This is a genomic window from Kitasatospora sp. NPDC036993 (genome assembly GCF_055607525.1).
In genome coordinates, this window is record NZ_JBVJRP010000006.1 from 218,159 (window position 1) to 245,097 (window position 26,939).

The following is a 26,939-nucleotide window of genomic DNA, read 5'->3' on the forward strand; positions in this document are numbered from 1 at the left end:
CGCTCGTCTCGCCCATCGGACGAGCTGTCTCGGAATAGTGGAGGGGCGTGACACTGTTGGCGTAGAGAGCCACCCCAGTGGCGGAGCAACAACCCCACGCCGAGGTTGGCCCTGGCCACCCGAACACGACCCATCGGAGTCCCCGTGTCGTTGCCACCCCTGGTCGAGCCGGCCGACGAGCTCACCGTTGACGAGGTCCGCCGGTACTCCCGCCACCTGATCATCCCGGACGTGGGCATGGCGGGGCAGAAGCGGCTGAAGAACGCCAAGGTGCTGTGCGTCGGTGCCGGTGGTCTGGGCTCGCCGGCCCTGCTGTACCTGGCCGCCGCCGGTGTCGGCACGCTGGGCATCGTGGAGTTCGACGTGGTCGACGAGTCGAACCTCCAGCGCCAGGTGATCCACGGCCAGTCGGACATCGGCCGCTCCAAGGCGGAGTCGGCGCGCGACTCCGTCAAGGAGATCAACCCGTACGTCAACGTGGTGCTGCACGAGGACCGCCTCGACAACTCCAACGTCATGGAGATCTTCTCCGGCTACGACCTGATCGTGGACGGCACCGACAACTTCGCCACCCGCTACCTGGTGAACGACGCCGCGGTGCTGCTCGGCAAGCCGTACGTGTGGGGCTCGATCTACCGCTTCGACGGCCAGGCCAGCGTGTTCTGGGCCGAGCACGGCCCCTGCTACCGCTGCCTCTACCCGGAGGCCCCGCCGCCGGGCATGGTCCCCTCCTGCGCCGAGGGCGGCGTGCTGGGCGTGCTGTGCGCGTCCATCGGCTCGATCCAGGTCAACGAGGCGATCAAGCTGCTGGCCGGCATCGGCGACCCGCTGCTCGGCCGGCTGATGATCTACGACGCCCTGGAGATGAACTACCGCCAGGTGAAGGTCCGCAAGGACCCGAACTGCGCCGTCTGCGGTGAGAACCCGACGGTCACCGAGCTGATCGACTACGAGGCCTTCTGCGGCGTCGTGTCGGAGGAGGCGCAGGCCGCCGCCGCCGGTTCGACCATCACCTCGCACCAGCTCAAGCAGTGGCAGGACGACAAGGAGGACATCTACCTCATCGACGTCCGCGAGCCCGGCGAGTACGAGATCGTCAACATCCCCGGCGCGGTGCTGATCCCGAAGAACGAGTTCCTGATGGGCGACGCGCTGGAGAAGCTGCCGCAGGACAGGAAGATCGTCCTGCACTGCAAGTCGGGCGTGCGCTCGGCCGAGGTGCTGGCCGTGGTCAAGGCCGCCGGCTTCGGCAACGCCGTCCACCTGGGCGGCGGCGTGCTCGGCTGGATCAACCAGATCGAGCCGCACAAGCCGGTCTACTGACCGACCCGCACGTGGAAGGGCCCGCCGTCCGGCGGGCCCTTTTCCGTTGCCCGGGTGTGGTCAGTGGCGGGCGATGACGGCGCGGGCCTGTTCGAGGAGCTTGGTGTCGCGCGCCTTGTTCTCCTTGAGCTTGTCGAGGTTGTCGCGGATCGCGTCCGACTCGTACTGCTTCTCCAGGGCCACCCTGATGCCGACCCAGTTCGAGCTGAGCTTGCACCGGGCGTCGGCGGTGGCGACCGCCTTCTGGCGCTCGCCGGGGTGCTGCTCCCCGTGCCACTCCGGCGAGTCGTTGGCGTCCCAGGGGCCCTTGTAGTCGTAGCCGGCGGCCTTCATGCACGAGGACCAGGTGGCGGTGCTGTCCTTGGCGGCCCGCTGTTCCTCGACCTTCTGGCCGACTTTGCCCTGGAGCGCCTCCGCGGCGTCCGAGCCGGTGCCGTCGGCGGGGTGGAATCCGGCCGCGGTGTCCCGGCAGCCCTTCCCCCCGGACGCGTCTGCCGTGGCGCCGGCGGACGGCGCTCCGGTGGCCTCTGGGGCGTTTCCCTCGTACGCGAGTTTCTTTTCGGCCGACCATCCGGCGAACAATCCGTCGCGTTCGTTCTTCTCCGCGGCGTCGGCGTCCTGCCCGGTCATTCCCTCGGGCAGTCGGACCTGATATCCGAGTTCTTTCGCATCACGAATGTCGATGACGCCGTAAAGGCGCCAGGTGGCACCCTGGGGCTTTCGGGCCGGCCAGTCGACGGGATATCCGCGGTCGCGCATGCAGTCGGCGACGGTCAATCGGGCCGCGTTTTCGAGGTCGGTCTTCTCCTGGATCGAGAAGATGTAGTCGGAGAGTGGAAATCCGATCTCGTCGTACGCGTTGACGGCGGGGGCCGACAGGCCCTTGGGGTGGGTGTCGCGCTCCGCCGCGCATCCGGCGAGGGAGAGGAGGGCGAGAGCGAGCACGGCTGACCGGTATCGGGGCACGTTGAAGTCCACTGGTCGGGTTCCGGAACGGCGGCGGGTGGCCGGCCCCCACCTGCGCGGGGGCCGGCCACCCGGGGGATCAGCGGGGGCAGCCGGAGTTGCTGCTGAAGCAGAACGAGCCGATGTTGTCGTTGGCGCCCGCGCCACTGCTGAAGGAGTTGGACGCCAGGTTCTGGCGGATGCTGCCGGGGCCCTCGGCCATCTTGCCGCCGGCGTACCCCTCGTGCTCGTAGAAGTAGACGGTGTTGGCGTTGTCGTAGTTCTTGGTGGAGGACGCCCGGTCGTTGGCGCTGTAGCCGTCGTTCATGGTGACGCTGCCGAGGTACTTGGTCGAGTAGTTCGTGTCGAGCATGGCGCCGGTCCAGTTCCAGTCCGCCCACAGACACACCTCGCCGGTGTTGCAGACGCTGTCCCGCTCGGCCGCGTGAGCCGGCGCCGCCATGAGCGCGACGGAGGCCGCGACGGCGGCGACGGCGGCGAACTGCTTCAGTGCACGCATTCTGTACTCCCTGGTTCTTTTACCACGGGGGATTTCGTCAAGAATTCCGTGCTGTTCGCGGACATCCCCCCTTTGAGCCCGCCCGTTGATAGTTCCACGGCGGTCGACGGACGGGCAACCGCCGGGCTCGGCAGTGGCGGGAAACAGACTTCACGTTTCCATTTCGGGACCTTGACGGGAGTTTTTCAAACATGCAAATTTAACGCCAAGGTGGAATATGGCGGATCCAAAGGTGCATATGTCGCAGGACGGGCGTCCGCCCTGCTCGGGCGGGTCGTGGGCCGTCCGGGCGACGCAGGTGGGCCCCGGCCCGACGGCCGGGGCCCACCTGCCTGCGTCGAGCCGGGGTCAGAGGGCCTTCTTGCGCTGGAGCACGTTGTAGGCGATCCAGCCCGGCAGCACCGGCAGCCAGAAGGTGAGTGCCCGGTAGAGGAAGACCGCCGGGGTGGCGATGGTGGGGGAGACGTCCGCGACGGTCAGGGCGCCGATCAGGGCGACCTCGACCGGGCCGATGCCGCCGGGGGTGGGGATCGCCGAGCCGGCCGCGTTGGCGGTCAGGAAGACCACCGCGACGGCCGAGAAGCTGACGTCGCCGCCGAAGGCCTGCACCGAGAAGTCCAGGCAGGCGGTGAAGGAGAGGGTCAGCAGCAGGATGCCGCCGAAGCCGGTGACCAGCTTGCTGGGCGTCTGCATCAGGTCGAGCATCCGCGGCACCACGCCGAAGAACAGCGAGCGCAGCCGGCCCAGCACGAACCGGCGCAGGGGCGCGACGGCGGCCACCACCAGGGCGAGCACGGCGGCGGTCAGCACGCCGATGATCACCGCGCGGGAGGCGGAGAGGTCGCCGTTGGTCTGGCTGCCGGTGATCAGGCCGAAGCTGAACAGCAGCAGCAGGTGCCCGGTCAGGCCCGCCAGCTGGGAGGCGCCGACCGAGGCGACCGCCTGGCCGGACCGGATGCCGGCCTTCTGGAGGTAGCGGGTGTTGAGCGCGATGCCGCCGATCGCGGCGGGGGCGACCAGCTTGACGAAGGAGCCGGCCAGCTGGGCGGCGACGGTGCGCCGGAACGGCAGCTTCTCGGGCACGAAGCCGGTCAGGCTCATCGCCGCGGCGACGTAGCTGAAGGCGGCGGCGAGCAGGGCGGCCGCGGCCCAGGCCCAGTTCATCTGGGAGAGCTTGAGCTGGGCCGGCTTGATGGTGGTCAGGGCCAGGTAGGCGGCGAAGGTGAGCGCGATCACCATGATCAGGCTCTTCGGCTTCAGCCGTTCCAGCTTGGCCGGGGCCATCGGGGCCTCGGGGGCGATCTGGAGGATCTGGCCGCGGATGCGGCTCAGCAGGTCCTCGCCGGCCGCCGCGATGTCCTCCTCGGCCTGTTCCTGGGTGCGCTCGCCGGCCGCGACCTGCTCCAGCGCCCTGGCCCGGGCGGCGGTCTTGCGCTCCTTGGTGAGCTTGGCGAGGTCGACCCTGGTGGAGCGGCTCATCCCGACCGGCTGGAGCAGCGGCAGCGCCTGCGCCACCCGCTCGGCGCCGAGCACCGCGTTGGCGACGGCGACGGTGCGCTCCGGGCCGATCCGCAGCGCGAAGGTGGTGAGCAGCTGGGCGACGTCGATCCGCAGGGTCAGGTCGGTGGCGGCGATGTCGCCGCCGGAGAGGTTGACCAGGCAGCCGGTCCGTTCGTCCACCACCAGCAGCGACTCGCCGGTCAGCCGGCGGTGGGCGATCCGGCGCTCGTGCAGGGCGGCCACCGACTGCCAGACCGAGGCCATCACCGGGTCGGTGACCTCCTCGTCGGCCAGCTCGTCCAGGGTGCGGCCCTCGACGTTCTCGTACACCAGGATCGCGGCGTCCGGGCCCAGCTCGGAGGTGGCGACCAGCTGCGGTGCGAGGGCACCGGAGGCGGCCGCCGCGTACGCGATCAGGGCCTCCTGCTCCAGCGCCTGGCGCAGCGACTGGGGGCTGCGGCGCACCGCGACCGAGCGCAGCCGCAGCCGCCGCCAGGCCCGGTAGAAGAAGCCGGAGGCCTGCTGCTCGCGGTCGATGATGTGCACGTCCAGCGGGGGGCCGCCCTGCTGGGTGACCTGGTAGCGGCGGGTGCCGCCGGGGGCGTCGGGGGTGCGCACGGCGCCGGCCGGGGTGAAGCCGACCTTGCGCAGGCCGATCATCAGGTGCTGGCCGGTGGGCCGGATGTTGGGGGAGCCGATCGCGTACAGCGTGCCGTAGGCGACGGACCAGCCGATCAGCACGGTGAGCAGCAGCGACAGCGGGGTGGTGTAGCCGCCGAGCAGCTCGGTGACCCCGCTGAAGACCACCACCACCCACAGGGCGACCCGCCAGCGCGGTCTGCTCGACATGCCGACGGCGGTCATGTAGGCGATCACCGGGGCGAGGTAGCCGTGCACCGGGTCGGTGAGGGTGCCGTTGCTGTCCAGCGGCAGCCTGGTCAGCGCGTCCCTGATGTGTTCGGAGGCGCCTTCGGCCACCCACCAGTCGATGCCGAGCGAGACGCCGTACGCGAGCACCGAGGCGAGCACGCCGTCGGCGACCCGCAGGCCGTCGCGTTTGATCAGCCGCTCGACGGCGAAGGCCAGCGGCACGGCGAGGACCGCGACGCTGGAGACCAGGCCGGTGATGGTGGAGAGCACCGCGGAGAAGTGCGGCGCGTTGGAGGCGATGTCCTGCTCGATGCCGGTGGTGGTCGAGGTGGCGATGCCGGCCAGGACGAAGACGGCGACGATGCCGAGGACGCCGGCCAGGAAGCGGATCAGGTCGGACGGGCGGTGCGCGCGGGCGGCGAGCAGCGGCTCGTCGACGTCCAGGTGGGGGGCGTCGTCCAGCGGGTCGGGCTCGTGGAGCCGGGGGGCCTCGGACTGCGGGTCCCCGGACTGCGGGTCCCCGGACTGCGGGTCCTCGGGCTCCGGGGGCCGGGTCGTCTCGGCCGCGGGCGGCCCGGGCTGTTCGGGGGTCCTCGCGGGCGTGGGGGTCTTGATCGTCCGGTCCTTGATCAGGGAGACTTTCGGCGTCGGCCCCGGTTCGGGGCGGCCTTCGTTCCCGCCGCCGGGCGCCGGGGGCACCGCGGCAGCGGACTCGTCGGAGTCCTTGTCCACGCCCACGTCAGCCGTCCCGGTCATCTGGTCTTGTCCTCGTATCACCACTCACCGCCCCGGAAGATGGTGGCATGCCCCGGCCCCCCGTGCGGGACAGGGGCCGGATCGGGCGCGGCGGATCGTACGTACGGGGCCGCGGGTGCGCCCCCGTAGGGAAGGATGCCGCAGGTGACGGACGCAACAGACGAAGGCCCTCCCGGCACCCTCCCGCCGTTCGCCGAACTGGTGCTCGACCTGACCGAGCGGATTCCACCCGGTCGGGTGATGACCTACGGCGACGTCGCCGAGTACCTGGGCCAGGGCGGCCCCCGGCAGGTCGGCCGGGTGATGGCCCTGTACGGCGGCTCGGTGCCCTGGTGGCGGGTGATCCGCGCGGACGGCCGGCTGCTGCCCGGGCACGAACACCGCGCCCTCGACCACTACGGCGACGAGGGCACCCCGCTGCGCGAACTCGCCGACCCGCCCCGGGTCGACCTCCGGCGGGCCCGCTGGGACGGCGAGCCGATCCGGTAGGCCCCGCCCGAGCCGATCGGTGCCACCCGGACGGGAATGACGGGGCAGGACCGTAGGCTCGATACGGGCGGGCCCGACGGGTCCGCCCCCGCCGTGCCCCAGTCCGACCCCAGGATCAGCAACGTGAGTGAGCGAAGCGAGCGAGCCGTCGACAGGCGCGCGAGCTCCCCCTACCGGCTCGTGCGCAGCCCGCTCGTCCAGCCCGGCCCACCCGTGCTGGACGCCTACCAGCGCGCCGTGGTCGAGCACGCCGGCGGGCCGCTGCTGGTGCTGGCCGGTCCCGGCACCGGCAAGACCACGACGCTGGTCGAGGCGGTCGCCCGGCGGATCGAGGACGGCACCGACCCCGAGAAGATCCTCGTCCTCACCTTCAGCCGCAAGGCCGCGACGGAACTGCGGGACCGGATGTCCGGCCGGCTCGGGACCGCCGCCGCCCCGCAGGCCACCACCTTCCACTCCTTCTGTTACGCCCTGCTCCGCGCCCACCAGGACCCGGAGGACTACGCCGAGCCGCTGCGGCTGCTCTCCGGCCCCGAGCAGGACGTCATGGTCCGCGAACTGCTGGCCGGCGGCGCCGAGGACGCCAGGCTCGGCAGCACCCGCATCCAGTGGCCGCTGGACCTGCGGGCCTGCCTGACCACCCGCGGCTTCGCCGACGAGGTCCGCGCCGTCCTCGCCCGCAGCCGCGAACTCGGCCTCGGCGAGGCCGAGCTGGAGCGCTTCGCCCGGGGCGTCCAGCGCCCCGACTGGGCCGCTGCCGCGCACTTCCTGGCCGACTACCTCGACGTGCTCGACCTGCGCGGCGTCCTCGACTACGCCGAACTCGTCCACCGCGCGGTGCTGCTCGCCGAACGCCCCGAGATCGGGGCGCAGCTGCGGCGGCGCTACGAGGTCGTCTTCGTCGACGAGTACCAGGACACCGACCCCTCCCAGGTCCGGCTGCTGCGCCAGCTGGCCGGCGGCGGACGCGACCTGGTCGCGGTCGGCGACCCCGACCAGTCGATCTACGCCTTCCGCGGCGCCGACATCAACGGCATCCTCGACTTCCCGCAGACCTTCCTGCGGGCCGACGGCAGCCCCGCCGAGGTCAGGGTGCTGCGAGTCTCCCGGCGCTCCGGCGCCGTGCTGCTCGCCGCCTCCAGGGAGATCGCCCGCCGGATGCCGATGGGCCGGCTGCCCGCCGACAAGCTCGCCCAGCACCGCGCCCTGCTGCCCTCCCGCGAGGGCGGCAGGGTCGAGGTCTACACCTACCCGACCCCCGGCGCCGAACTCGACTCGATCGCCGACCTGCTGCGCCGCGCCCACCTGGAGGACGGCGTGCCCTGGGGCGAGATGGCCGTGCTGGTCCGGGCCGGCGCCCGCTCCATCCCCGGCGTGCGGCGGGCGCTCGGCGCGGCCGGCGTCCCGCTGGAGATCGACGGCGACGACCTGCCGCTGCGCGAGGAGCCGGCCGTCGCCCAGCTGCTGCTCGCCCTGCGGGTCTGCGCCCAGCAGGCGTCGCAGCAGGCCGCCCGGGACAGGCGGGGCGACCGGGACGTCACTGGCCCGGACACCACCGACCCGGACGCATCTGACCCGGAAGCCGCCGACCGGGACGCCACCGACCCGGACGCCACTGACCCGCTCATCGCCGATCCGCTCACCACCGACCTGGCGCACGCCCTGCTCACCGGCCCGCTCGGCGGCCTGGACGGCTCCGACCTGCGCCGCCTCGGCCGCGCCCTGCGCGAGGAGGAACGCGCCGCGCTGCGCGCCGACGGCCGCCCCGCCACCGCCCCGCGCCCGGCCGGCGAGCTGATCCGCGAGGCCCTCGCCGAACCCGAGCGCCTCGTCGCCCTCGACCCCGCGTACGCCCGCCGCGCCCGCGACCTCGGCACCCTGCTGCGCAAGGTCCGCGAACTGCTGGCCGGCGGCTGCACCGCCGAGGAGGCGCTGTGGGAGCTGTGGGACGGCAGCCGCCGCTGGCGCGAGCGCCTGGAGCGGTCCGCCCTGCGCGGCGGCGCGGCCGGCCGCAACGCCGACCGCGACCTGGACGCCCTGTGCGCCCTGTTCGAGACGGCCGCCCGGGCCGAGGAACAGGTCACCGGCCACCGCAGCGCCCTCGACCTGCTCGCCGAACTCGAAGCCCAGGACATCGCCGCCGACACCCTCACCGTCCGGACCGTACGCCCCGAGGCGGTACGGCTGATGACCGCCCACCGCTCCAAGGGCCTGGAGTGGCGCCTGGTCGTGGTGGCCGGCGTCCAGGACGGCCTCTGGCCCGACCTGCGCCGCCGCGGCTCCCTGCTGGAGGCCGACCGGATCGGCCGCGACGGCCTCGCCGAACCGCTCTCCCCCGGCGCGCTGCTCGGCGAGGAACGCCGGCTCTTCTACGTCGCCGCGACCCGCGCCAAGGAGCGGCTGATCGTCACCGCCGTCAAGGCCCCCGCCGACGACGGCGACGAACCCTCCCGCTTCCTGCGCGAGCTCTACCGCGAGGACGTCGACCCCCGGACCGGAAGGGTGGTCCGCCGCACCCCGCCGGTCACCGTCGAGGACGTCACCCACCGCCCGCGCCGTCCGCTGTCGGTCGCCGCGCTGGTCGCCGAACTGCGCGCGGTCACCGTCGACCCGGCCCGCTCGCCGGAACTGCGCCGCGCAGCCGCCGAACGGCTCGCCACCCTCGCCGCCGCAGCCGACGAGGACGGGCTGCCGCTGGTGCCCGCCGCCCACCCCGAGCGCTGGTGGGGCCTGGACGACCCGACCTCCGCCCCCGAACCGCTGCGCAGCGCCGACGTGCCCGTACGGCTGTCCGGCAGCGGCCTGGAGCAGCTGGAGAGCTGCTCCCTCCAGTGGTTCCTGGACAAGGAGGTCAGGGCGCGCGGCGCGGGCTCGGCCGCCCAGGGCTTCGGCAACGTGGTGCACGCCCTCGCCGACGAGGTCGGCTCCGGCCGCACCCCCGCCGACCTCGCCGTGCTCATGGAGCGGCTGGACACCGTCTGGGACGCGCTGGCCTTCGACGCGCCCTGGAAGTCCCAGCAGGAGAAGACCGAGGCCCGCGCCGCCCTGGAGCGCTTCCTCAACTGGCACGTCCTGGAACGCGGCCGGGACCTGGTCGCCACCGAGCACGGCTTCGACGTCACCCTCGACGTCGGCGGCGTCTCGGTGCGCATCCGCGGCTCGATGGACCGGGTGGAGAAGGACGCCGCCGGGCGCGCCTACGTGGTCGACTTCAAGACCGGCAAGCAGATACCCACCGACAAGTCGCTGCCCGACCACAAGCAGCTCGCCGTCTACCAGCTCGCCGTCCGGGCCGGCGCGCTGAACGAACTGCCCGGCTTCACCGAGCACCCGCCGGACACCGGCGGCGCCGAACTCGTCCACCTGCGCGAGCCCGCCGCCAAGGCCGCCCAGGACGCACCCAGGATCCAGCGGCAGGAGCCGCCCGAGGGCGAGCCGTGGATCGAGAACCTGCTCGCCGAGGCGGCGGGGAAGGTCCTCGCCGAGCGCTTCGTCCCGCAGACCGGCGGCGGCTGCGACCGCTGCTCCTTCCGCCGCAGCTGCTCCGCCCAGCGCGACGGCGCCCAGCTGGTCGAGTGACGGTGCCCGAACGAAGCGCACGGGTGACGGTGCCCGAAGCGGCCGGGTGACGGTGCCCGAACCGGTCGGATGAGGATTGTCCGCCACTCCGGTTACGGTTGCGGAGTGACCGCCGTGCTCAGCCATCCCGACCAGCTCAAGGAGCTGCTGGGGATCCCGTTCAACCGGGAGCAGATGGCGGCCGTCGGCGCCCCCCTGGAACCGGCCGTGATCGTGGCCGGCGCCGGCTCCGGCAAGACCACCGTGATGGCCGCCCGGGTGGTCTGGCTGGTCGGCTCCGGCGCGGTGCGGCCCGAGGAGGTGCTCGGCCTCACCTTCACCAACAAGGCCGCCGGGGAGCTCTCCGAGCGGGTGCGCGCCTCCCTCCTGAGGGCCGGGGCCGTCGACCGGGACGCCGCCGAGCCGCTCGGCGACCCGGAGATCTCCACCTACCACGCCTTCGCCGGCCGCCTGCTCAAGGAGCACGGCCTGCGGATCGGCATCGAACCGGACGTCCGGCTGCTCGCCGACGCCACCCGCTTCCAGCTCGCCGCCAAGGTGCTGCGCACCGCCTGCGGCCCGTTCCCCGCGCTCACCGGAACCTTCGCCAACCTGGTCGCCGACCTGACCGCGCTGGACGGCGAACTCGCCGAGCACCTGGTCGAGCCGCAGACCCTGCGCGAGTTCGACGAACGGCTGCTGGACACCCTCGCCACCGTCAGGCTGACCAACGACGACCTGCGGGCCGTCCCGGCCACCGCCAGGGCCCGGCTGGAACTGCTGCGCCTGGTCGAGGACTACCGGCGCCGCAAGCGCTCCGCCGGGCTGATGGACTTCGGCGACCAGATCGCCGCCGCCGCCCGCCTGGCCCAGCAGCGCCCGGAGGTCGGCGAACTGCTGCGCGGCCAGTTCAAGGTGGTGCTGCTCGACGAGTACCAGGACACCTCGGTCGCCCAGCGGCTGATGCTCGCCGGACTCTTCGGAGCCGGCCCCGACGGCACCGGCAGCGGCCACCCGGTGACCGCCGTCGGCGACCCCTGCCAGGCGATCTACGGCTGGCGCGGCGCCTCGGTGGCCAACCTCGACGAGTTCCCCCGGCACTTCCCGAAGGCCGACGGCCGCCCCGCCGACCGCTACGCGCTCAGCGAGAACCGCCGCAGCGGCGGCCGGCTGCTCGCCTTCGCCAACACGCTCGCCGCCCCGCTGCGCGAGATGCACGAGGGCGTCGAGGCGCTCCGCCCCGCCCCCGGCGCCGAGCAGGACGGCTTCGTCCGGGCGGCGCTGCTGCCCACCCACGCCGAGGAGATCGACTGGCTGGCCGACTCGATCGCCCACCTGGTGCGCACCGGCACCGCGCCGGGCCGGATCGCCGTGCTGTGCCGCGGCGGCGCCGCCTTCCCCGACATCCACGCCGCGCTGGTCGCCCGCGAGGTGCCGGTCGAGGTGGTGGGCCTCGGCGGGCTGCTGCAACTGCCCGAGGTGGCCGATCTGGTGGCGGTCTGCGAGGTGCTGCAGGACCCGACCGCCAACGCCGCGCTGGTGCGGCTCCTGATCGGCCCGCGCTGGCGGATCGGCCCGCGCGACCTCGCGCTGCTCGGCCGCAGGGCCGCCGAACTCGTGCGCACCGACCGGGACGAGGGCGTCGAGGCGCTGGCCGCCGCGGTCGCCGAGGCCGACCCGACCGAGGTGGTGTCGCTGGCCGACGCGGTGGAGACCTTCCTCGACGGCGACCAGCCGGACGAGCTGCCGTTCTCCGCCGAGGCGCGGGTGCGTTTCGCCCGGCTCGCCGCCGAGCTGCGCGAGCTGCGCCGCTCACTCGCCGACCCGCTGATGGACGTGCTGCACCGGGTGCTGTCCGTCACCGGTCTGGAGGTCGAACTCACGGCTTCCCCGCAGGCCCTGGCCGCCCGGCGGCGGGAGACCCTGCACGCCTTCCTGGACGTCGCCGCCTCCTTCTCCGACCTCGACGGCGACCCCGGCCTGGCCGCCTTCCTCGGCTTCCTGCGCGCCGCCCAGCAGTACGAGCGCGGCCTGGACAGCAGCCTGCCCGGCGGCGAGGACACCGTGAAGGTGCTCACCGCGCACAAGTCCAAGGGCCTGGAGTGGGACGTGGTGGCCGTCCCCGGCCTGGTACGGGGCGCGTTTCCCTCGTCGAGCCCGCGCGAACGCTGGACGAGCACCAAGCGCGTGCTCCCGCACGCCCTGCGCGGGGACGCGGACACCCTCCCGGACGTGCGCGGGGAGTGGAACGGGAAGTCGATGACGGCGTTCAGGAAGGCGCTGGCCGACCACTCCGGCGTCGAGGAACTGCGGCTGGGCTACGTGGCGTTCACCCGGCCCAGGTCGCTGCTGCTGGCCTCCGGGCACTGGTGGGGGCCGAGCCAGAAGACCGCCCGCGGTCCGTCCGCCTTCCTGGAGCAGCTGCGCGAGCACTGCGAGCGGCCCGGCGCGGGCGAGGTCGAGCACTGGGCCGAGCAGCCGGAGAAGGGGGCCGAGAACCCGGCGCTGGCGTCCCCCGTCGAGCGCCCCTGGCCGCTGCCGCTGGACCCGGCCGCCCAGCACGCCCGCCGCCGGGTCGCCGAGGTGGTGCGCCGCCGGCTCGCCGGAACTCCGGCGGGCCCTCCGGCCCAGGGCGGCGAGGCCGGGCCGACGGCTCCCGGATCGACGGCCCCCGAGCCCGAGCCGATGGCCCCCGAGGACCAGCGCCAGGTGGCCTCCTGGGACCGCGATCTGACCGCGCTGCTGGGCGAGTTGGAGCGATCCCGGCGCACCGGGCGCGAGGTGCCGCTGCCCGCCGCGCTGTCCGCCACCCAGCTACTGCGGCTGGCCGCCGACCCGGACGGCTTCGCCCACGACCTGGCCCGCCCGATGCCCCGCCCCCCGCAGCCCGCGGCCCGGCGCGGCACCCGCTTCCACGCCTGGGTGCAGTCCAGGATCGAGCCGCTGCTGCTGATCGAACCGGGCGCGCTGCCCGGCGCCGACGACGACGGCATCGAGGACGAGCAGGACCTGGAGCGGCTCAAGGAGGCGTTCCTGCGCACCCCGTACGCGCAGCGCAAGCCCCACCGGGTGGAGGTGCCGTTCCAGCTGGTGCTGGCGGGCCGGGTGGTGCGGGGCCGGATCGACGCCGTCTACCGGGAAGATGACGTGTTGTCGGAATCCGGTGGTGCGTCACGCTACGAAGTGGTGGACTGGAAGACCCACCGGGAGGAGACCGCCGACCCGTTGCAGCTCGCGGTCTACCGGCTGGCCTGGGCCGAGCACGCGGGCGTGGATCCCGAGCAGGTCGCGGCTTCGTTCCTGTACGTCCGCAGTGGCCGGATCGTCCGTCCCGCAGGACTTCCCGACCGAAAAGAGTTGGAACGGCTCCTGATCGGGAACAGTGACTATTGAGTCACGCAGAGCATCCAAGTCATCATGCCAGTGCCCGAAACCTGTGCGTCGTGCACGTTTCGCGCCTATTGTGGGGTCGGTAACCGGTCAACCCCCGAACTCCGGCCGCCAGCGAGGCCCGCATTCCCTACCCTCAGTCATCACCGCAGGTGCCCCCGGCATCGGCGTCTTCTGCTGGAGAAACCGAAGTTGAGCGCGACCGGATGGATCAGAGAGCGGTTCGCCGGGCCGACCCAGGGGCCCGCTCCGCGCGCGACCGGCACCTGGCCGAGGACGGCGCTGGCGCTGCCGTTCATCGGCATGGTGCTGATCGTCGCCCTCGACTACCTCAGCGGCACCGAGGTGACGGTCGAACCGGCCCTCACCGCCGTGCCCGCGCTGGCCGCCGTGGTCAGCCGCCGAACCTGGTACCCGCTCGCCATCGGCCTCGGCACCGAGGCCGCGGCCTTCCTGATGGCCATCCGCAGTGACACGCTCGGCGAGTCGGTGCACGCCGCCAGTGTCTTCGCGATCCTGCTCGTGGCCACGATCGGCTGGGTCAGCGCCACCCTGAGGCTGCGCCAGGAACGGGCGCTGGCCGACGCCCAGCTGGTCGCCTCGATCGCCCGCCGGGTGCTGCTGCGGCCCGTCCCCGAGCGGGTCGGCACCGTCCGGACCGCCGTCCACTACGAGGCCGCCGCCGCGCACGCCCGGATCGGCGGCGACCTCTACGAAGTGGTCAACACCCGCCACGGGGTGCGGGCCGTGGTCGGCGACGTGCGCGGCAAGGGCCTCGGCGCGGTGGAGACGGCCGCCGCCGTGCTCGGCGCCTTCCGCGAGGCCGCCCACCAGGAGCCCGCCCTCGACCGGGTGGCTGGCTGGCTGGCCGTCAGCCTCGACCGCGCCCTGCACGAGAACGACCACCCGGGCGTGGAGGAGGAGTTCGTCACCCTGGTGCTGATCGGCGTCGGCCCCGACGGCGCCGCGGAGATCGTCAACTGCGGCCACCCCGCCCCGCTGCTGCTGCGCGGCGAGGAGGTCCACCCGCTCGAACTCGCCGAGACCGTACCGCCGCTGGGCGTCCTCGACCCGGCCGACGTCCGCCCGCCGGTGCACCGGGTGCTGCTCCAGGGCGAGGACCGGGTACTGCTGTTCACCGACGGGGTGATCGAGGCCCGCGACCGCGCGGGCGTCTTCTACCCGCTCGCCGAGCGCTTCCCGCGCTGCGCCGCCGGCCGCCCGGCCGAGGTCCTGCAACGGCTGCACGAGGACGTGGTGCGCCACGTCGGACGCCAGCTCGGCGACGACGCGGCCATGCTGCTGCTCCAGTTCGACCCCCCGCCCGCCCTCGGGCCGGGGGACTCGCACGCGGTGGGGGTCCACCTCCCGCAGCAGGCCGGGGTCCTGACCCGCCGGTAGGCGGCTGCCGGGCACCTCCGCGGGGGCACCGCTACCGGGACACCGATGCCGGGACACCACTACAGGGACGCCGCTACAGGGACACCTCGACCAGCAGCGGGCGGTGGTCCGACACCGTCGCCCGCGGCGCCGCCGTCGGGCCGACCGCCGCGCGCGGCACGCCGATCGCCAGCACGTGGTCGAACTGCACCGCGGGCCGGTGCGAGGGATAGGTCGGCGTGCGCGCCAGGTCGTACCAGCCCTGGAGACGGGCGCGCGGCTCGCGCACCCGGCGCCGGCGCGGCTCGGCCAGGGCCGGACGGGCCCGCCGGGCCGCCCGCAGCTCACGCACCCGCACCCGCGGCGCGGTGCGCTCCAGCGCCGTCGCCCCGCCGAGCACCGTGCGCGGCACCGCGCCGACCAGGTTGAAGTCGCCCAGCACCAGGTACGGCTGCGGCAGGTCGGCGATCCAGCGCCGGATGCCCGCCAGCTGCGCCATGTTCCAGCCGGGGACGAAGGACAGGTGTGCCGCCACCACGGTGAACGGCCCCCGCTCGCCCTCCAGTACGGCCGCCAGCGCCGTCCGCGGCTCGTCCGGCACCGGGGTCAGCCCGCGCCGCCCGGCCACCCGCAGCGGCAGCCCGAACGGTGCCGGGGCGAACCTCCTGGCCCGCCAGTGCCGCACCGGAAGCCTCGTCAGCAGCGCCGTCCCGTACGACGGCGGGGCGCCGTCGCCCGTCTCGCCGGGCCCGTACACCCGCAGGCCGTTCGGCCCCGACGGCTCCCGCACCCAGCCCGCCACCGGCGCCGGGCTGCCGTGCAGGGCGGCGGCGAAGCGCCAGTCCTTCGCGCCCATCGCCGCGGCGGCGACCGCCGCCTGGTCGGTGCCGCCGGAGCGCGCCTGGTGCCGGTCCACCTCCTGGAGCGCCAGCACGTCGGCGTCCAGCGCGGCCACGGCCTCGGCCAGTGGCGCACCGGCGTCGGACGGGTAGGGCCGCGGGGCGCCGTCGGGGGCGAGGGGCTGGCCGTGCAACAGATTGAAGGTGGCGATGCGCAACTGGCTCACACCGCACGACGGTACCCGCTCGCCGGGGACGCCGGGCGCGGCTTGAGACGGTAGGGCATACCGGGTATACATACTCGGTATGTCCATCCGTCACGGTCTGCTCGCCCTGCTCGACCAGGGCCCGCGCTACGGCTACCAGCTGCGCACCGAGTTCGAGGCGCGCACCGGCGCCACCTGGCCGCTCAACGTCGGGCAGGTCTACACCACGCTCTCCCGGCTGGAACGCGACGGCCTGGTCGAGCCCGCGGGGGAGGACGGCGAGGGCCACCAGTTCTACGCCGCCACCGACGCCGGCCGCACCGAACTGCGGAGCTGGTTCGACACCCCGGTGCCCCGGACCAGCCCCCCGCGCGACGAACTGGCGATCAAACTCGCCATGGCCGTGACCGTCCCGGGGGTGGACGTCTCCGCCGTCGTCCAGGGCCAGCGCCGGCACAGCATCAAGGCACTCCAGGACTACACCCGGCTCAAGGGCCGCGCCCTCGCGGGGGAGAAGCGCCCCGGCGTGGTGCCCTCCGAGAGCAACGACCTGGCCTGGCTGCTCGTCCTGGACCAGCTGATCTTCCAGACCGAGGCGGAGATCCGCTGGCTCGACCACTGCGAGACCCGGCTCTCCCAGCAGGCCGAACTCCTGCGGAACCGCACCGCCGAGGCCGTCCGTGACGGCGCCGCGCCCGCCAAGCGCGGCCGCCGCCTGCGCGCCTGAGCCCCCGCACCACCCGAACCACCAGGCTCCGGTCCCGACACCGGGCCCACACCCAGCACAAGGGGGGAATTCGTGTCCCACACCGAAGAGGCCCGGCAGACGCCGGTGCTCCACCTGGAGAACGTCACCCGCGTCCACGGCCAGGGCGCCGCCGAGGTCCAGGCCCTGCGCGGCGTCGACCTCAGGGTCCACCCAGGAGAGTTCGTCGCCGTCATGGGCCCGTCCGGCTCCGGCAAGTCGACCCTGCTCACCCTGGCGGGCGGCCTGGACACCCCGAGCGGCGGCCGGGTCCTGGTCGAGGGCGTCGCCCTCGGCGAGCTCAACCGCAAGAAGCTCGCCCAGGTCCGCCGACGCTCCGTCGGCTACGTCTTCCAGGACTACAACCTGATCCCGGCACTCACCGCCGCCGAGAACATCTCGCTGCCGCGCGAACTCGACGGGCTGTCCACCCGCGCCGCCCGCCGCGAGGCCCTCGTCGCCCTGGAGGAGCTCGGCATCCCCGAGCTCGCCGACCGCTTCCCCGACGACATGTCCGGCGGCCAGCAGCAGCGCGTCGCCATCGCCCGCGCCCTGATCGGCGACCGCCGCCTGGTCCTCGCCGACGAACCCACCGGCGCCCTCGACTCCACCACCGGCGAGGCCGTCCTCGCCGTCCTGCGCGCCCGCTGCGACTCCGGCGCCGCCGCCATGATGGTCACCCACGAGGCCAGGCACGCCGCCTGGGCCGACCGGGTCGTCTTCCTGCGCGACGGCCGCATGGTCGACGAGTCCACCAGCCAGGACGCGGCCAGCCTGCTCGTCAGCGCCGCCGGCAACAGCCTGAAGGTGGACGAGTGAAGCTCAGCGCCTGGCGGGTGGCCCTGCGCATCGCCCGCCGCGACGCCCTGCGCGCCAAGGGCCGCAGCGCCCTCGTCATCGCCATGGTCGCCCTGCCCGTCCTCGGCGTCACCGGCGCCGACGTGGTCTTCCGCAGCGCGGAACTCTCACCCGCCGAACACGCGGTACGGGTCATGGGGCAGGCCGCCGGCGAACTGGACCTGGTCGAACGCGGCTCCTCCGTCAAGCAGGCGCCCGACCCCGAGCAGGGCTTCAGCATGCAGAGCCCCAAGGACGACGCCAAGGAGGGCGAAACCCCCAGGCACACCGCCGCACAGCAGCGCGCCCTCGACACCGACCCCGCCGAACTGGCCCGCCAACTGCTCCCGCCCGGCGCCACCCTGGTGCCCGAACGCCAGGGCCCGTACACCGCGGCGAGCAGCAGCCAGGGCCTGCTCAGCACCCGGGTCAGCGAAGCCGACCTGGCCGACCCGGTCTGGGCGGGCCGGATCGACCTGGTCAGCGGCCGCGCCCCCGCCGCCGACACCGAGGCCGCCGTCACCACGGACTTCCTGAAGCGCTCCGGCCTCAAGCTCGGCGACAGGACCACCGTCCGCGGCCTGGACGACGTCCCCTTCACCATCACCGGCACCTACGAGTACCCGGGCGAACTGCGCTCCACCGAGCTCTTCGCCCGCCCCGGCACCCTGCTCGACCGGCTCGCCAAGGCCACCGGCAGCACCGACGCCCGCGCGTCCGGCACCGACGTGCCCACCCGCTGGCTGGTCAAGCTCCCGGCCGGCGCCGCGCTCGACTGGCACAAGGTCACCGAGGTCAACGAGTACGGCTTCCTGCTGACCTCCCGCGCCGTCCTCACCGACCCGCCGGCCCGCGACGACGTCCCGTACTACGCCGAGCTGCGGTCGCGCGGGGGCGACGAAACCAGCTACTTCGACCGGACCAACGTCGTCATCCTCGCGACCGTCGTCGGCATGGCCCTGCTGGAGATCGTCCTCCTCGCGGGCCCCGCCTTCGCCGTCGGCGCCCGCCGCTCCCGGCGCCAGCTCGGACTGCTCGCCGCCGCCGGCGGTGAGCGCGCCAACGTCCGCGCGGTCGTGCTCGGCGGCGGCATCGTGCTCGGCGTCACCGGCGCCCTCACCGGCCTGGGCCTCGGCATCGGCCTGGTCGCCGCGCTGCGCACCATGGCCGAGGACCACTCCGGCCGGCGCTTCGGCCACTTCGACCTGCAACCGCTCGACCTGCTGGGCATCCTCCTGGTCGGCCTCGTCACCGGCCTGCTGGCCGCCGTCGTGCCCGCCGTCCAGGCCTCCCGCCAGGACGTCGTGGCCGCGCTCACCGGCCGCGACACCCTCAAGCCGCCGAGCCGCAGGCTCGCCGCCCTCGGGCTGCTGATGCTCGGCGGCGGCGCGGCCCTCGCCCTGTACGGCGCCACCAACGGCATCGGCAACAGCAGCTTCGCCGTCCTCGGCGGCTCGGCCCTCGCCGAACTCGGCATGGTCGTCCTCGTGCCGTACCTGGTCGGACTCTTCGGCCGGCTCGGCCGCTGGCTCTCGCTCGGCCCCCGGCTCGCCCTGCGCGACTCGGTGCGCCACCGCGCCCGCACCGCACCCGCCGTGGCCGCCGTGATGGCCGCCGTCGCCGGCTCGGTCGCGGTCAGCGTCTACATGGCCAGCGTCGACGAGGAGTACCGGCGCGACTACGCCGCCGCCGGCCCGTCCGGGGCCGTCATGCTCGGCACCGGCTGGCTGGCCGACGCCGACCTCAAGCTGCTGCCGCAGATGCGCGAGGCCGTCGAACGCGGCATCCCCGACCTCGGCCCGCGCGCCGACGTCCAGCGCGTCGAGCCCAGGGCCGACTGCGGCGAGGGCAGCTGGTGCGGCTACATCGGCGTCGAACCGCCCAAGGAGGAGCGCTGCCCCGCCGCCCTCCCGGAGAACGAACTCACCAACGCCGAGCGCGAGCGGATCCTGGAAACCGACAAGCGCTGCCAGACCAACGACCGCCGCGGCACCCCGTACAGCCCGCTGGTCGCCGGCGACGCCACCCTGCTGCGCAACCTCTTCGGCGTCACCGACCAGGGGGCCGTCCAGGCCCTCGCCGCCGGCAAGGCCGTGGTCTTCGACGCGCGCTACATCAAGGACGGCAAGACCTTCCTCGAGTACACCGTCCCGAACCCCGCGAGCACCGGCAACGGTCCCTCCTCGGAGAAGCCCCTCCGCACCGAGACCACCGTGGACGCCGTACTCGTCCAGGCCACCGTACGGGCCCCGGGCCAGGCCCTGGTCAGCCCGGCCACCGCCGCCCGGCTCGGCTTCCGGGCCACCCCGGCCGGCTCGGTCTGGCTGCCCGCCTCGATGCCCTCCGACGGAGCCCAGCAGCGGGCCGACGGCGCGCTCGCCAAGCTCAGCGACCACGACGTGCTCAAGGTCGAGCGCGGCTACGAGTCCCAGGCCGACCTGGTCCGCCTCGGCCTGAACGCCTTCGCCGCCATCGTCGCCCTCGGCGCGGCCGGCATCGCCACCGGACTGGCGGCCGCCGACTCCCAGCGGGACCTGACCACCCTCGCGGCGGTCGGCGCCGAACCCCGCATCCGGCGCTCGCTGTCCGGCTTCCAGTGCGGCGTGATCGCCGCGATGGGCGCCCTGCTCGGCGTGGTCTGCGGCGTGGTGCCGGGCGTGGCGCTGCGCAAGGTCGAGGCCGCGGCGGGCAAGTACCCCGGGATGAGCGCCGAGGAGCTCGCCAACAAGGCGACCCTGGTCTTCCCGTGGCCCACCATCGCCGCCACCGTGCTGCTGCTGCCGCTGCTCGCGGCCGGGCTCGCGGCGCTGATGACCCGCTCGCGGATCACCCTGCTGCGCCGCTCGGGCTGAGGCCGCCGCCCGCTCCCGCCGTCTCCGTCACCCCCGTCGCGCGCTGCCGCCGCGACGGGGGTGACGGAGGTTACAGCCCCGGGAGCGCCCGGCAGCCGGACGGCCGGGGCGGGCACCCGCACGGGCGAACTACAGTCGTCGGTATGACGAGAACCCCGGACAGCGTCGTCCGCTCCTACATCGACCGGCACCAGGCGGCCTTCCTCGCCGACCTCTCCGAGTGGCTGGCCATCCCCTCGGTCTCCGCCGACCCGGACCGGGCCGGCGACGTGCGGCGCTCGGCGCAGTGGCTGGTCGCCAAGCTGCGCGAGACCGGTTTCCCGGTGGCCGAGGTGTGGGAGACGGACGGACTGCCGGCGGTGTTCGCCGAGTGGCCCTCCGGGGACCCGGCCGCGCCGACCGTCCTGGTCTACGGGCACCACGACGTGCAGCCGGCGGCCCGCGAGGACGGCTGGGCGACCGAGCCGTTCACCCCGACCGTGATCGACGGCCGGCTGTACGCGCGCGGCGCCGCCGACGACAAGGGCCAGGTGTTCTTCCACACCCTGGGCGTGCGCGCCCACCTGGCCGCCACCGGCCGCACCGCGCCGGCCGTCAACCTCAAGCTGCTGATCGAGGGCGAGGAGGAGTCCGGCTCGCCGAACTTCGCCGGCCTGGTCCGGCGCGAGGCCGGGCGGCTGGCCGCCGACGTGGTCGTCATCTCGGACACCGGCATGTGGTCCGCGACCACGCCGACCGTCTGCACCGGCATGCGCGGCCTGGCGGACGCCCAGGTCGACCTGTACGGGCCCGACACCGACATCCACTCCGGCTCCTTCGGCGGCGCCGTCCCCAACCCGGCCCAGGTCGCGGCCGAGCTGGCCGCCGCGCTGCACGACGCCGACCGCAGGGTCGCGATCCCGGGCTTCTACGACGGCGTCGTCGAGCTGACCGAGCGCGAGCGCGAGCTGTTCGCCGAGCTGCCCTTCGACGAGGAGCAGTGGCTGCGGGTCGCCAAGTCCCACGGCACCCGCGGCGAGGCGGGCTTCTCCACCCTGGAGCGGGTCTGGGCCCGTCCGACCGCCGAGGTCAACGGCATCTGGGGCGGCTACACCGGCCCCGGCGGCAAGACCATCGTCCCCGCCTCGGCGCACCTGAAGCTGTCCTTCCGGCTGGTCGCCGGGCAGGAGGTGGAGAAGGTCCAGGACGCCGTGCGGGCCTGGGTGGCCGGGCAGGTGCCCGAGGGCATCCGCCACGAGCTGGTCTTCCCGGGGGCGACCCGCCCCTGCCTGACCCCGCTGGACCACCCGGCGCTCCGGTCCACCGTCCGCGCGATGGGCCGGGCCTTCGAGCAGAAGATCCTCTTCACCCGCGAGGGCGGCTCCGGTCCGGCCGCGGACCTCCAGGACGTGCTGGGCGCGCCGGTGCTGTTCCTCGGCATCTCGGTGCCCTCGGACGGCTGGCACTCGGTCGACGAGAAGGTCGAGCTGGACCTGCTGGCCAAGGGCGTGGAGACCGCCGCGTACCTCTGGGGCGACCTGGCGGAGAACTTCCGGCCGGGGGAATGACCCCCGCCGCACGCACCATGGCAGCCAGATCACTCATCCGGATGATTCACCACGTGGGGATGGAACAGACGTGAGCACCGTGCCTGAGACCGAGCGCCCGCTGCACCTGGCACTGGCCCGGTCCGGGGTGGACCGGGCGGCCGAGCACCGCCTGGACGAGCCCTGGCTGGCGGCCGCCTGGAGCCACCCGAGCACCCGGGTCCTGCCGATCGCCGGCGGCGAGGCGTTCGTGGTCGACACCGCGCAGGGCACCGAACTCGTGCTGATGCCCTCCTTCGAGGCGCCGCAGACCGGCGACCGGTACTTCCTCGGCACCGACGGGGACGGCGTCTCGTACTTCGCGCTGGCCGGCGAGAGCCTGCCCGGGCGGCTGGACGGCGACGCCCGCCCGGCCGGGCTGCGCGAGGTCGGCGGGCTGCTGTCCGACCGGGACGCCGGGCTGCTGGTGCACGCGGTGGCGCTGGAGCACTGGCACCGGCTGCACAGCTTCTGCTCGCGCTGCGGGCACCCGACCGAGAAGGCCGGCGCCGGCCACGTGCGGCGCTGCACCTCCTGTGCGGCGGAGCACTACCCGCGCACCGACCCGGCGGTGATCATGGTGATCACCGACGAGCGGGACCGCTGCCTGCTCGGCCGCCAGGCGCTGTGGCCTGAGGGCCGCTGGTCGACGCTGGCCGGCTTCGTCGAGCCGGGGGAGTCGATCGAGCAGGCGGTGGCCCGCGAGGTGCACGAGGAGGCGGGCGTGCAGGTCGGCGAGGTGCGCTACGTCGCCAGCCAGCCCTGGCCGTTCCCGTCCAGCCTGATGCTCGGCTTCACCGGCCGGGCGCTGCCCGGCGGCACCGAGATCACCGTGGACGGCGAGGAGCTGGCCGAGGCGCGCTGGTTCTCCCGGGAGGAGCTGCGGGCCGGGATGGAGGCGGGCGAGATCCTGCCGCCGTCCGGCATCTCGATCGCCCGGCACCTGGTCGAGCTCTGGTACGGGGAACCGCTGCCCTCGGCGGCGCGCTGGTAGTCCCCGCCGGTCTCGGTCGGTCCCCGTCGGTCCCCGCCGCTCTCGGTCGGTCCCCGTCGAGGGGGCCGGGACGAAAGGGGTCCGGACGAAAGAGATCCGGACGGGGGGCGCGTGGCAAATTCCATGCGCCCCCCTTTTCCTTTTCAATCCCTTCCCGCATTCGCCACGGGCCCGCTGTTCGTATCCGGACGGGCCAGTTCTGCTACCGGAGGGAGTCCCCGGGGGTTCGCGATCGACCCGCTCGGACGATATTGCCGGAAACGGCTGAAACCGCCTCGCCGCGCTCGCTACATTCACGAGGGTGACAATCCCCCGGGGCACCGCCCAATCCCCCAAATACCAGCGCCTCGCCGCCGACCTGCGCCGCCGGATCGCCGAGGGCGAGTTCACCTCCGACGCCGCCCTGCCGGTCGAGAGCGAACTGGAGCGCCAGTACGGCGTCGCCCGCAACACCGTCCGGCTCGCCGTCGACGTCCTGGTCAACGAGGGCCGACTGGTCCGCCTCCAGGGCAAGGGCACGTACCTGCGCGAACATCCCGTCCTGGACCACCGCGCCTACGGGCCCACCCTGCCCCCCGCGCCGCGCGACTGCCTCGCCGCGCCCTCCGCCGTCTACCTCGGCGAAGCCGCCGAAGCCGGGCGGGAACTCGGCACCGACTTCGAGATGATGATCGTCCGGGCCCGGGTGGACATCGCCGAACGGCTCGGACTGCGCCCCGGCGAGGCCATCGTGGTCCGCCGCCAGCTGCGGCTGCTCGACCGCGAGCCCTACTCGATCGAGGAGAGCCACTACCGGGCGGGCCTCGCCGCCGGCACCCCGCTGATGGAGCCCGACCCCGTCGAGGGCGGCGACGAGGCGGTGCTCGCCACCCTCGGGCGCACCGAGATCGGCGCGGTGGACCACCTGGTCGCGCGGATGCCGGGCCCCGAGGAGGCCCAGTGGTTCCAGGGCGGCCCCGGTGTGCCGCTGGTGGTGCAGACCCGCGTCACCTACGACCGGCGCGGCCCGGTGCGGGTCATCGAGACCCGCTACTCGGCCGACCGCAGCCGGCTCGTCTACGGCGTCGGCGACCTCGGCGCGCGCACCACGCTGCCCGCCCCCGCCGCGCCCGTCGACCCGGCCCGGGCCGACGCGCCGTGACACGCGCCGGCCCCGGGCGGCCCGGGGCCGGGTTCGGGCGCCCTTGAAGGCTGAAGGGGGGGTCAGGCCCGAAGAGGGCTCAGGCCCGGAGGGGGGCTCAGGCCGCCAGGGCCTTCTTGACCTGGAGCAGGCTCGGGTTGGTCATCACGACCCGCTCGCCGCCGGCGGCCGGCACCACCAGCACCGTCGGAACGGTCTGGTTGCCGCCGTTCACCGACTCGACGAAGGACGCCGACGCCGGGTCCTCCTCGATGTTGATCTCGGTGTAGCCGATGCCTTCACGGTCCAGCTGGCTCTTGAGTCGGTTGCAGTACCCACACCAGGTCGTGCTGTACATCGTCACGCTGCCGGACATCGAGGGGGCTCCTTCGGAAGAGAGGTGCGTACGGTCTCCGGAGGGAACGTCCACCGGACGGCGGGCATTCCGGCGCGCCGTCGACCGTCGTGCGGAGCGATCATCCTGCGATCACACCGTGCCTGTGGACAACTCCGCCCACGTTGTCCCACCGGGCTGAGAGGATGGAACGCATGCAGGAAGACCTCTTGAGCGGCAGCCCCTACGACGGCCCCCACGGCTCGCCCTGGGCCGACCCCGGCGCCGCCACCGGCCCGGACGCCGTGCTGGCCGGGCTCGACCCCGAGCAGCGCGCCGTCGCCACCGCCCTGCAGGGCCCGGTCTGCGTCCTGGCCGGCGCCGGCACCGGCAAGACCCGCGCCATCACCCACCGGATCGCCTACGGCGTGCGCAGCGGCGTCTACCACCCCCAACAGGTCCTCGCCGTCACCTTCACCGCCCGCGCGGCCGGCGAGATGCGCGGCCGGCTGCGCGAGCTCGGCGTCGACGGCGTCCAGGCCCGCACCTTCCACGCCGCCGCGCTGCGCCAGCTCCAGTACTTCTGGCCGCGCGCCGTCGGCGGCCCCGTCCCCCAGCTCCTGGAACGCAAGGTCCAGCTCGTCGCCGAGGCGGCCGGCCGCTGCGGCCTGCGCGTCCAGCGCACCGAACTGCGCGACCTCACCGCCGAGATCGAGTGGGCCAAGGTCACCCAGATCGCCCCCGAGGACTACCCCGCGGCCGTCGCCAAGTCCGTCCGCGAAGCCCCCCGCGACCCGGCCGAGACCGCCCAGGTCTACCGCGTCTACGAGGAGACCAAGAGCCGCCGCGGCAACATCGACTTCGAGGACGTCCTGCTGCTCACCGCGGCCATCCTGGAGGACCGCCCGGACATCGCCGACCAGGTCCGCTCCCAGTACCGGCACTTCACCGTCGACGAGTACCAGGACGTCTCCCCGCTCCAGCAGCGCCTGCTCGACCGGTGGACCGGCCCCGACGGCGGCGCCAGCCTGTGCGTCGTCGGCGACGCCAGCCAGACCATCTACTCCTTCACCGGCGCCACCCCCGACTACCTGCTCGGCTTCCGCACCCGGCACCCCGAGGCCACGGTGGTCAAGCTGGTCCGCGACTACCGCTCCACCCCCCAGGTCGTCCACCTCGCCAACGGACTGCTCTCCCAGGCCCGCGGCGAGGCAGCCCGGCACCGCCTGGAGCTCGTCTCCCAGCGCGAGGCCGGCCCCGAGCCGGTCTACACCGAGTACGAGGACGAGCCCACCGAGGCCGAGACCACCGCCCGGCGGATCAAGGAGCTGCTCGCCGCCGGGGTGCGCGCCAGCGAGGTCGCCGTGCTGTTCCGCACCAACGGCCAGTCCGAGGTCTACGAGCAGGCCCTCGCCGACCTCGGCGTCCCCTACCAGCTCAAGGGCGCGGAGCGGTTCTTCGAACGCCCCGAGGTCCGGGACGCCGGCGTGCTGCTGCGCGGCGCCGCCCGGGCCTCCTCCGACCCGCTCACCGACGACGCGCCCGACCTGGCCGGCCAGGTCCGCGCGGTGCTGGCCGCCCGCGGCTTCACCGCGGAGCCCCCGGCCGGCTCCGGCGCCGTCCGGGACCGCTGGGAGTCGCTGGCCGCCCTGGTCCGGCTGGCCGAGGAGTTCGAGCGGACCCGCACCGCGGCCGGCCAGGACACCGACCTCGCCGCCTACGTCGCCGAGCTGGACGCCCGCGCCGCGGCCCAGCACGCCCCGGCCGTCGAGGGCGTCACGCTCGCCTCGCTGCACGCCGCCAAGGGCCTCGAATGGGACGCCGTCTTCCTGGTCGGCCTCACCGAGGGCACCCTGCCGATCATCTACGCCAAGACCGACGAGCAGGTCGAGGAGGAGCGCCGGCTCCTCTACGTCGGCGTCACCCGGGCCAGGAAGCACCTCACGCTGTCCTGGGCGCTCTCCCGCTCCCCGGGCGGCCGGGCGAGCCGCAAGCCCAGCCGCTTCCTGGACGGGCTGCGCCCCGGCTCCTCCGCCCCGGGCGCGCGCACCGGCGCGCGAGGCGGGCGAGGGGGCGTCGAGTCCGGCGAGCGCTCCGCCGCGCGACGGGTCCGCGGCCCGGTCAAGTGCCGGGTCTGCGAGAAGGTGCTCACCGAGGCCGTCGAACGCAAGCTGCGCCGCTGCGAGAGCTGCCCGTCCACGATGGACGAGGGGCTGTACGAGCGGCTGCGCGAGTGGCGGGCCGGGCGGGCCAGGAAGCAGGGCGCGCCGGCCTACGTGGTGTTCACCGACGCCACGCTGATGGCGATCGCCGAGGACGTGCCCGCCAGCCGCCAGGAGCTGGCGGTCATCTCCGGGGTCGGCGCCATGAAGCTGGACAAGTACGGGGCGGCCGTGCTCTCGTTGTGTGCGGGGGAGGAGCCCGAGGAGGAACCGGACGGTGTCGAGGACGGCGATCCGGCCGATCCGGCGTGAGCCGGTCCGGGCGCGGTCCACGGGGACTGTCCGGGCGGCTTCGGAACCCGTCGTGCTACGTGCCGAAGAACTCGCGTGAAAAATAGTTTGCGCCACGTACCGGGAGCGCAATAGCCTGCCGGAGCGGTCAAGGGGACGCGGTCGCACGGGGTCGAACCTGTGCCGATCTCCCCTCGCCCCACAGCTTTACCGAGACAGACATCCGAACATTCGGAGCCAGGGAGACCAGGCTCCGCGAGACG

General features: G+C 73.9%; 17 protein-coding genes. 12 read left to right on the top strand and 5 right to left on the bottom strand.

Annotation, left to right across the window (positions count from 1 at the left end; genetic code table 11):
• Nucleotides 1-144: 144 nt before the first annotated feature.
• Nucleotides 145-1,323 (top strand): adenylyltransferase/sulfurtransferase MoeZ, encoded by a 1,179-nt coding sequence (gene moeZ / locus ACZ7C5_RS14950; RefSeq protein ID WP_188297778.1) that lies wholly within the window; start codon nt 145-147, stop codon nt 1,321-1,323.
• Between the two features lie 60 nt (nt 1,324-1,383).
• Here the strand turns inward: moeZ and ACZ7C5_RS14955 are convergent, their stop codons facing one another.
• From ACZ7C5_RS14955 to ACZ7C5_RS14965, 3 genes are all read right to left on the bottom strand, one after another.
• Complete coding sequence (locus ACZ7C5_RS14955) at nt 1,384-2,268, bottom strand: hypothetical protein (protein ID WP_470322715.1); 885 nt, start codon at nt 2,266-2,268, stop codon at nt 1,384-1,386.
• Nucleotides 2,269-2,368: 100 nt separating this feature from the next.
• Nucleotides 2,369-2,788 carry a peptidase inhibitor family I36 protein gene (locus ACZ7C5_RS14960; protein WP_401083337.1) on the bottom strand — a complete coding sequence of 140 codons (420 nt, stop codon included), beginning with the start codon at nt 2,786-2,788 and terminating at the stop codon, nt 2,369-2,371.
• 348 nt (nt 2,789-3,136) lie between these two features.
• Nucleotides 3,137-5,914, bottom strand: a complete 2,778-nt coding sequence (locus ACZ7C5_RS14965) for a flippase-like domain-containing protein (protein ID WP_470322716.1) — start codon at nt 5,912-5,914, stop codon at nt 3,137-3,139.
• A 135-nt stretch (nt 5,915-6,049) separates the two neighbouring features.
• Here ACZ7C5_RS14965 and ACZ7C5_RS14970 point away from each other — a divergent pair, with 135 nt between their 5' ends.
• From ACZ7C5_RS14970 to ACZ7C5_RS14985, 4 genes are all read left to right on the top strand, one after another.
• Entirely contained in the window at nt 6,050-6,403 is a 354-nt protein-coding gene (locus ACZ7C5_RS14970; RefSeq protein WP_401083341.1) for an MGMT family protein, read from the top strand.
• A gap of 36 nt (nt 6,404-6,439) precedes the next feature.
• Nucleotides 6,440-9,982 carry an ATP-dependent helicase gene (locus ACZ7C5_RS14975; protein WP_401083343.1) on the top strand — a complete coding sequence of 1,181 codons (3,543 nt, stop codon included), beginning with the start codon at nt 6,440-6,442 and terminating at the stop codon, nt 9,980-9,982.
• Between the two features lie 105 nt (nt 9,983-10,087).
• A complete protein-coding gene (locus ACZ7C5_RS14980) occupies nt 10,088-13,354 on the top strand; it encodes a UvrD-helicase domain-containing protein (protein ID WP_470322717.1) in 3,267 nt (1,088 codons plus the stop codon).
• Nucleotides 13,355-13,543: 189 nt separating this feature from the next.
• On the top strand, nt 13,544-14,752 hold the full coding sequence (locus ACZ7C5_RS14985; RefSeq protein ID WP_401083346.1) for a PP2C family protein-serine/threonine phosphatase: 1,209 nt from the start codon (nt 13,544-13,546) through the stop codon (nt 14,750-14,752).
• Between the two features lie 73 nt (nt 14,753-14,825).
• Here ACZ7C5_RS14985 and ACZ7C5_RS14990 read toward each other — a convergent pair whose 3' ends face one another.
• Nucleotides 14,826-15,797 (bottom strand): endonuclease/exonuclease/phosphatase family protein, encoded by a 972-nt coding sequence (locus ACZ7C5_RS14990; RefSeq protein ID WP_401083347.1) that lies wholly within the window; start codon nt 15,795-15,797, stop codon nt 14,826-14,828.
• A 79-nt stretch (nt 15,798-15,876) separates the two neighbouring features.
• Here ACZ7C5_RS14990 and ACZ7C5_RS14995 point away from each other — a divergent pair, with 79 nt between their 5' ends.
• The 6 genes from ACZ7C5_RS14995 (at nt 15,877) to ACZ7C5_RS15020 (ending at nt 23,910) form a co-directional block, all read left to right on the top strand.
• Nucleotides 15,877-16,503: a PadR family transcriptional regulator gene (locus tag ACZ7C5_RS14995; RefSeq protein WP_401083348.1), complete on the top strand. Its 627-nt coding sequence runs from the start codon at nt 15,877-15,879 to the stop codon at nt 16,501-16,503.
• Nucleotides 16,504-16,575: 72 nt separating this feature from the next.
• Entirely contained in the window at nt 16,576-17,340 is a 765-nt protein-coding gene (locus ACZ7C5_RS15000; protein WP_401083349.1) for an ABC transporter ATP-binding protein, read from the top strand.
• On the top strand, nt 17,337-20,210 hold the full coding sequence (locus tag ACZ7C5_RS15005; protein WP_470322718.1) for an FtsX-like permease family protein: 2,874 nt from the start codon (nt 17,337-17,339) through the stop codon (nt 20,208-20,210). Before ACZ7C5_RS15000 ends, ACZ7C5_RS15005 begins: the two co-directional genes overlap by 4 nt.
• A 143-nt stretch (nt 20,211-20,353) precedes the next feature.
• Nucleotides 20,354-21,757 carry a dipeptidase gene (locus ACZ7C5_RS15010; RefSeq protein WP_470322719.1) on the top strand — a complete coding sequence of 468 codons (1,404 nt, stop codon included), beginning with the start codon at nt 20,354-20,356 and terminating at the stop codon, nt 21,755-21,757.
• A 70-nt stretch (nt 21,758-21,827) separates the two neighbouring features.
• The gene (gene nudC / locus ACZ7C5_RS15015; RefSeq protein WP_401083354.1) at nt 21,828-22,769 is read left to right on the top strand and encodes an NAD(+) diphosphatase; all 942 of its coding nucleotides are present in this window, start codon (nt 21,828-21,830) and stop codon (nt 22,767-22,769) included.
• Nucleotides 22,770-23,070: 301 nt separating this feature from the next.
• Nucleotides 23,071-23,910, top strand: a complete 840-nt coding sequence (locus ACZ7C5_RS15020) for a GntR family transcriptional regulator (RefSeq protein ID WP_401083355.1) — start codon at nt 23,071-23,073, stop codon at nt 23,908-23,910.
• A 97-nt stretch (nt 23,911-24,007) separates the two neighbouring features.
• On the opposite strand, the gene ACZ7C5_RS15025 is transcribed toward ACZ7C5_RS15020, so the two are convergent.
• Nucleotides 24,008-24,265: a mycoredoxin gene (locus ACZ7C5_RS15025; protein WP_401083357.1), complete on the bottom strand. Its 258-nt coding sequence runs from the start codon at nt 24,263-24,265 to the stop codon at nt 24,008-24,010.
• Nucleotides 24,266-24,528: 263 nt separating this feature from the next.
• On the opposite strand from ACZ7C5_RS15025, the gene ACZ7C5_RS15030 reads away from it, so the two are divergent.
• Complete coding sequence (locus ACZ7C5_RS15030) at nt 24,529-26,697, top strand: ATP-dependent DNA helicase UvrD2 (RefSeq protein ID WP_401083739.1); 2,169 nt, start codon at nt 24,529-24,531, stop codon at nt 26,695-26,697.
• Nucleotides 26,698-26,939 lie beyond the last annotated feature (242 nt).

Excerpts from the sequence above, each read along its gene's own strand:
- ACZ7C5_RS14960 (WP_401083337.1), bottom strand. The coding sequence starts at position 2,788 with ATGCGTGCACTGAAGCAGTTCGCCGCCGTCGCCGCCGTCGCGGCCTCC.
- ACZ7C5_RS14965 (WP_470322716.1), bottom strand. The coding sequence starts at position 5,914 with ATGACCGGGACGGCTGACGTGGGCGTGGACAAGGACTCCGACGAGTCC.
- ACZ7C5_RS14970 (WP_401083341.1), top strand. The coding sequence starts at position 6,050 with ATGCCGCAGGTGACGGACGCAACAGACGAAGGCCCTCCCGGCACCCTC.
- ACZ7C5_RS14975 (WP_401083343.1), top strand. The coding sequence starts at position 6,440 with ATGACGGGGCAGGACCGTAGGCTCGATACGGGCGGGCCCGACGGGTCC.
- ACZ7C5_RS14995 (WP_401083348.1), top strand. The coding sequence starts at position 15,877 with ATGTCCATCCGTCACGGTCTGCTCGCCCTGCTCGACCAGGGCCCGCGC.
- ACZ7C5_RS15010 (WP_470322719.1), top strand. The coding sequence starts at position 20,354 with ATGACGAGAACCCCGGACAGCGTCGTCCGCTCCTACATCGACCGGCAC.
- ACZ7C5_RS15025 (WP_401083357.1), bottom strand. The coding sequence starts at position 24,265 with ATGTCCGGCAGCGTGACGATGTACAGCACGACCTGGTGTGGGTACTGC.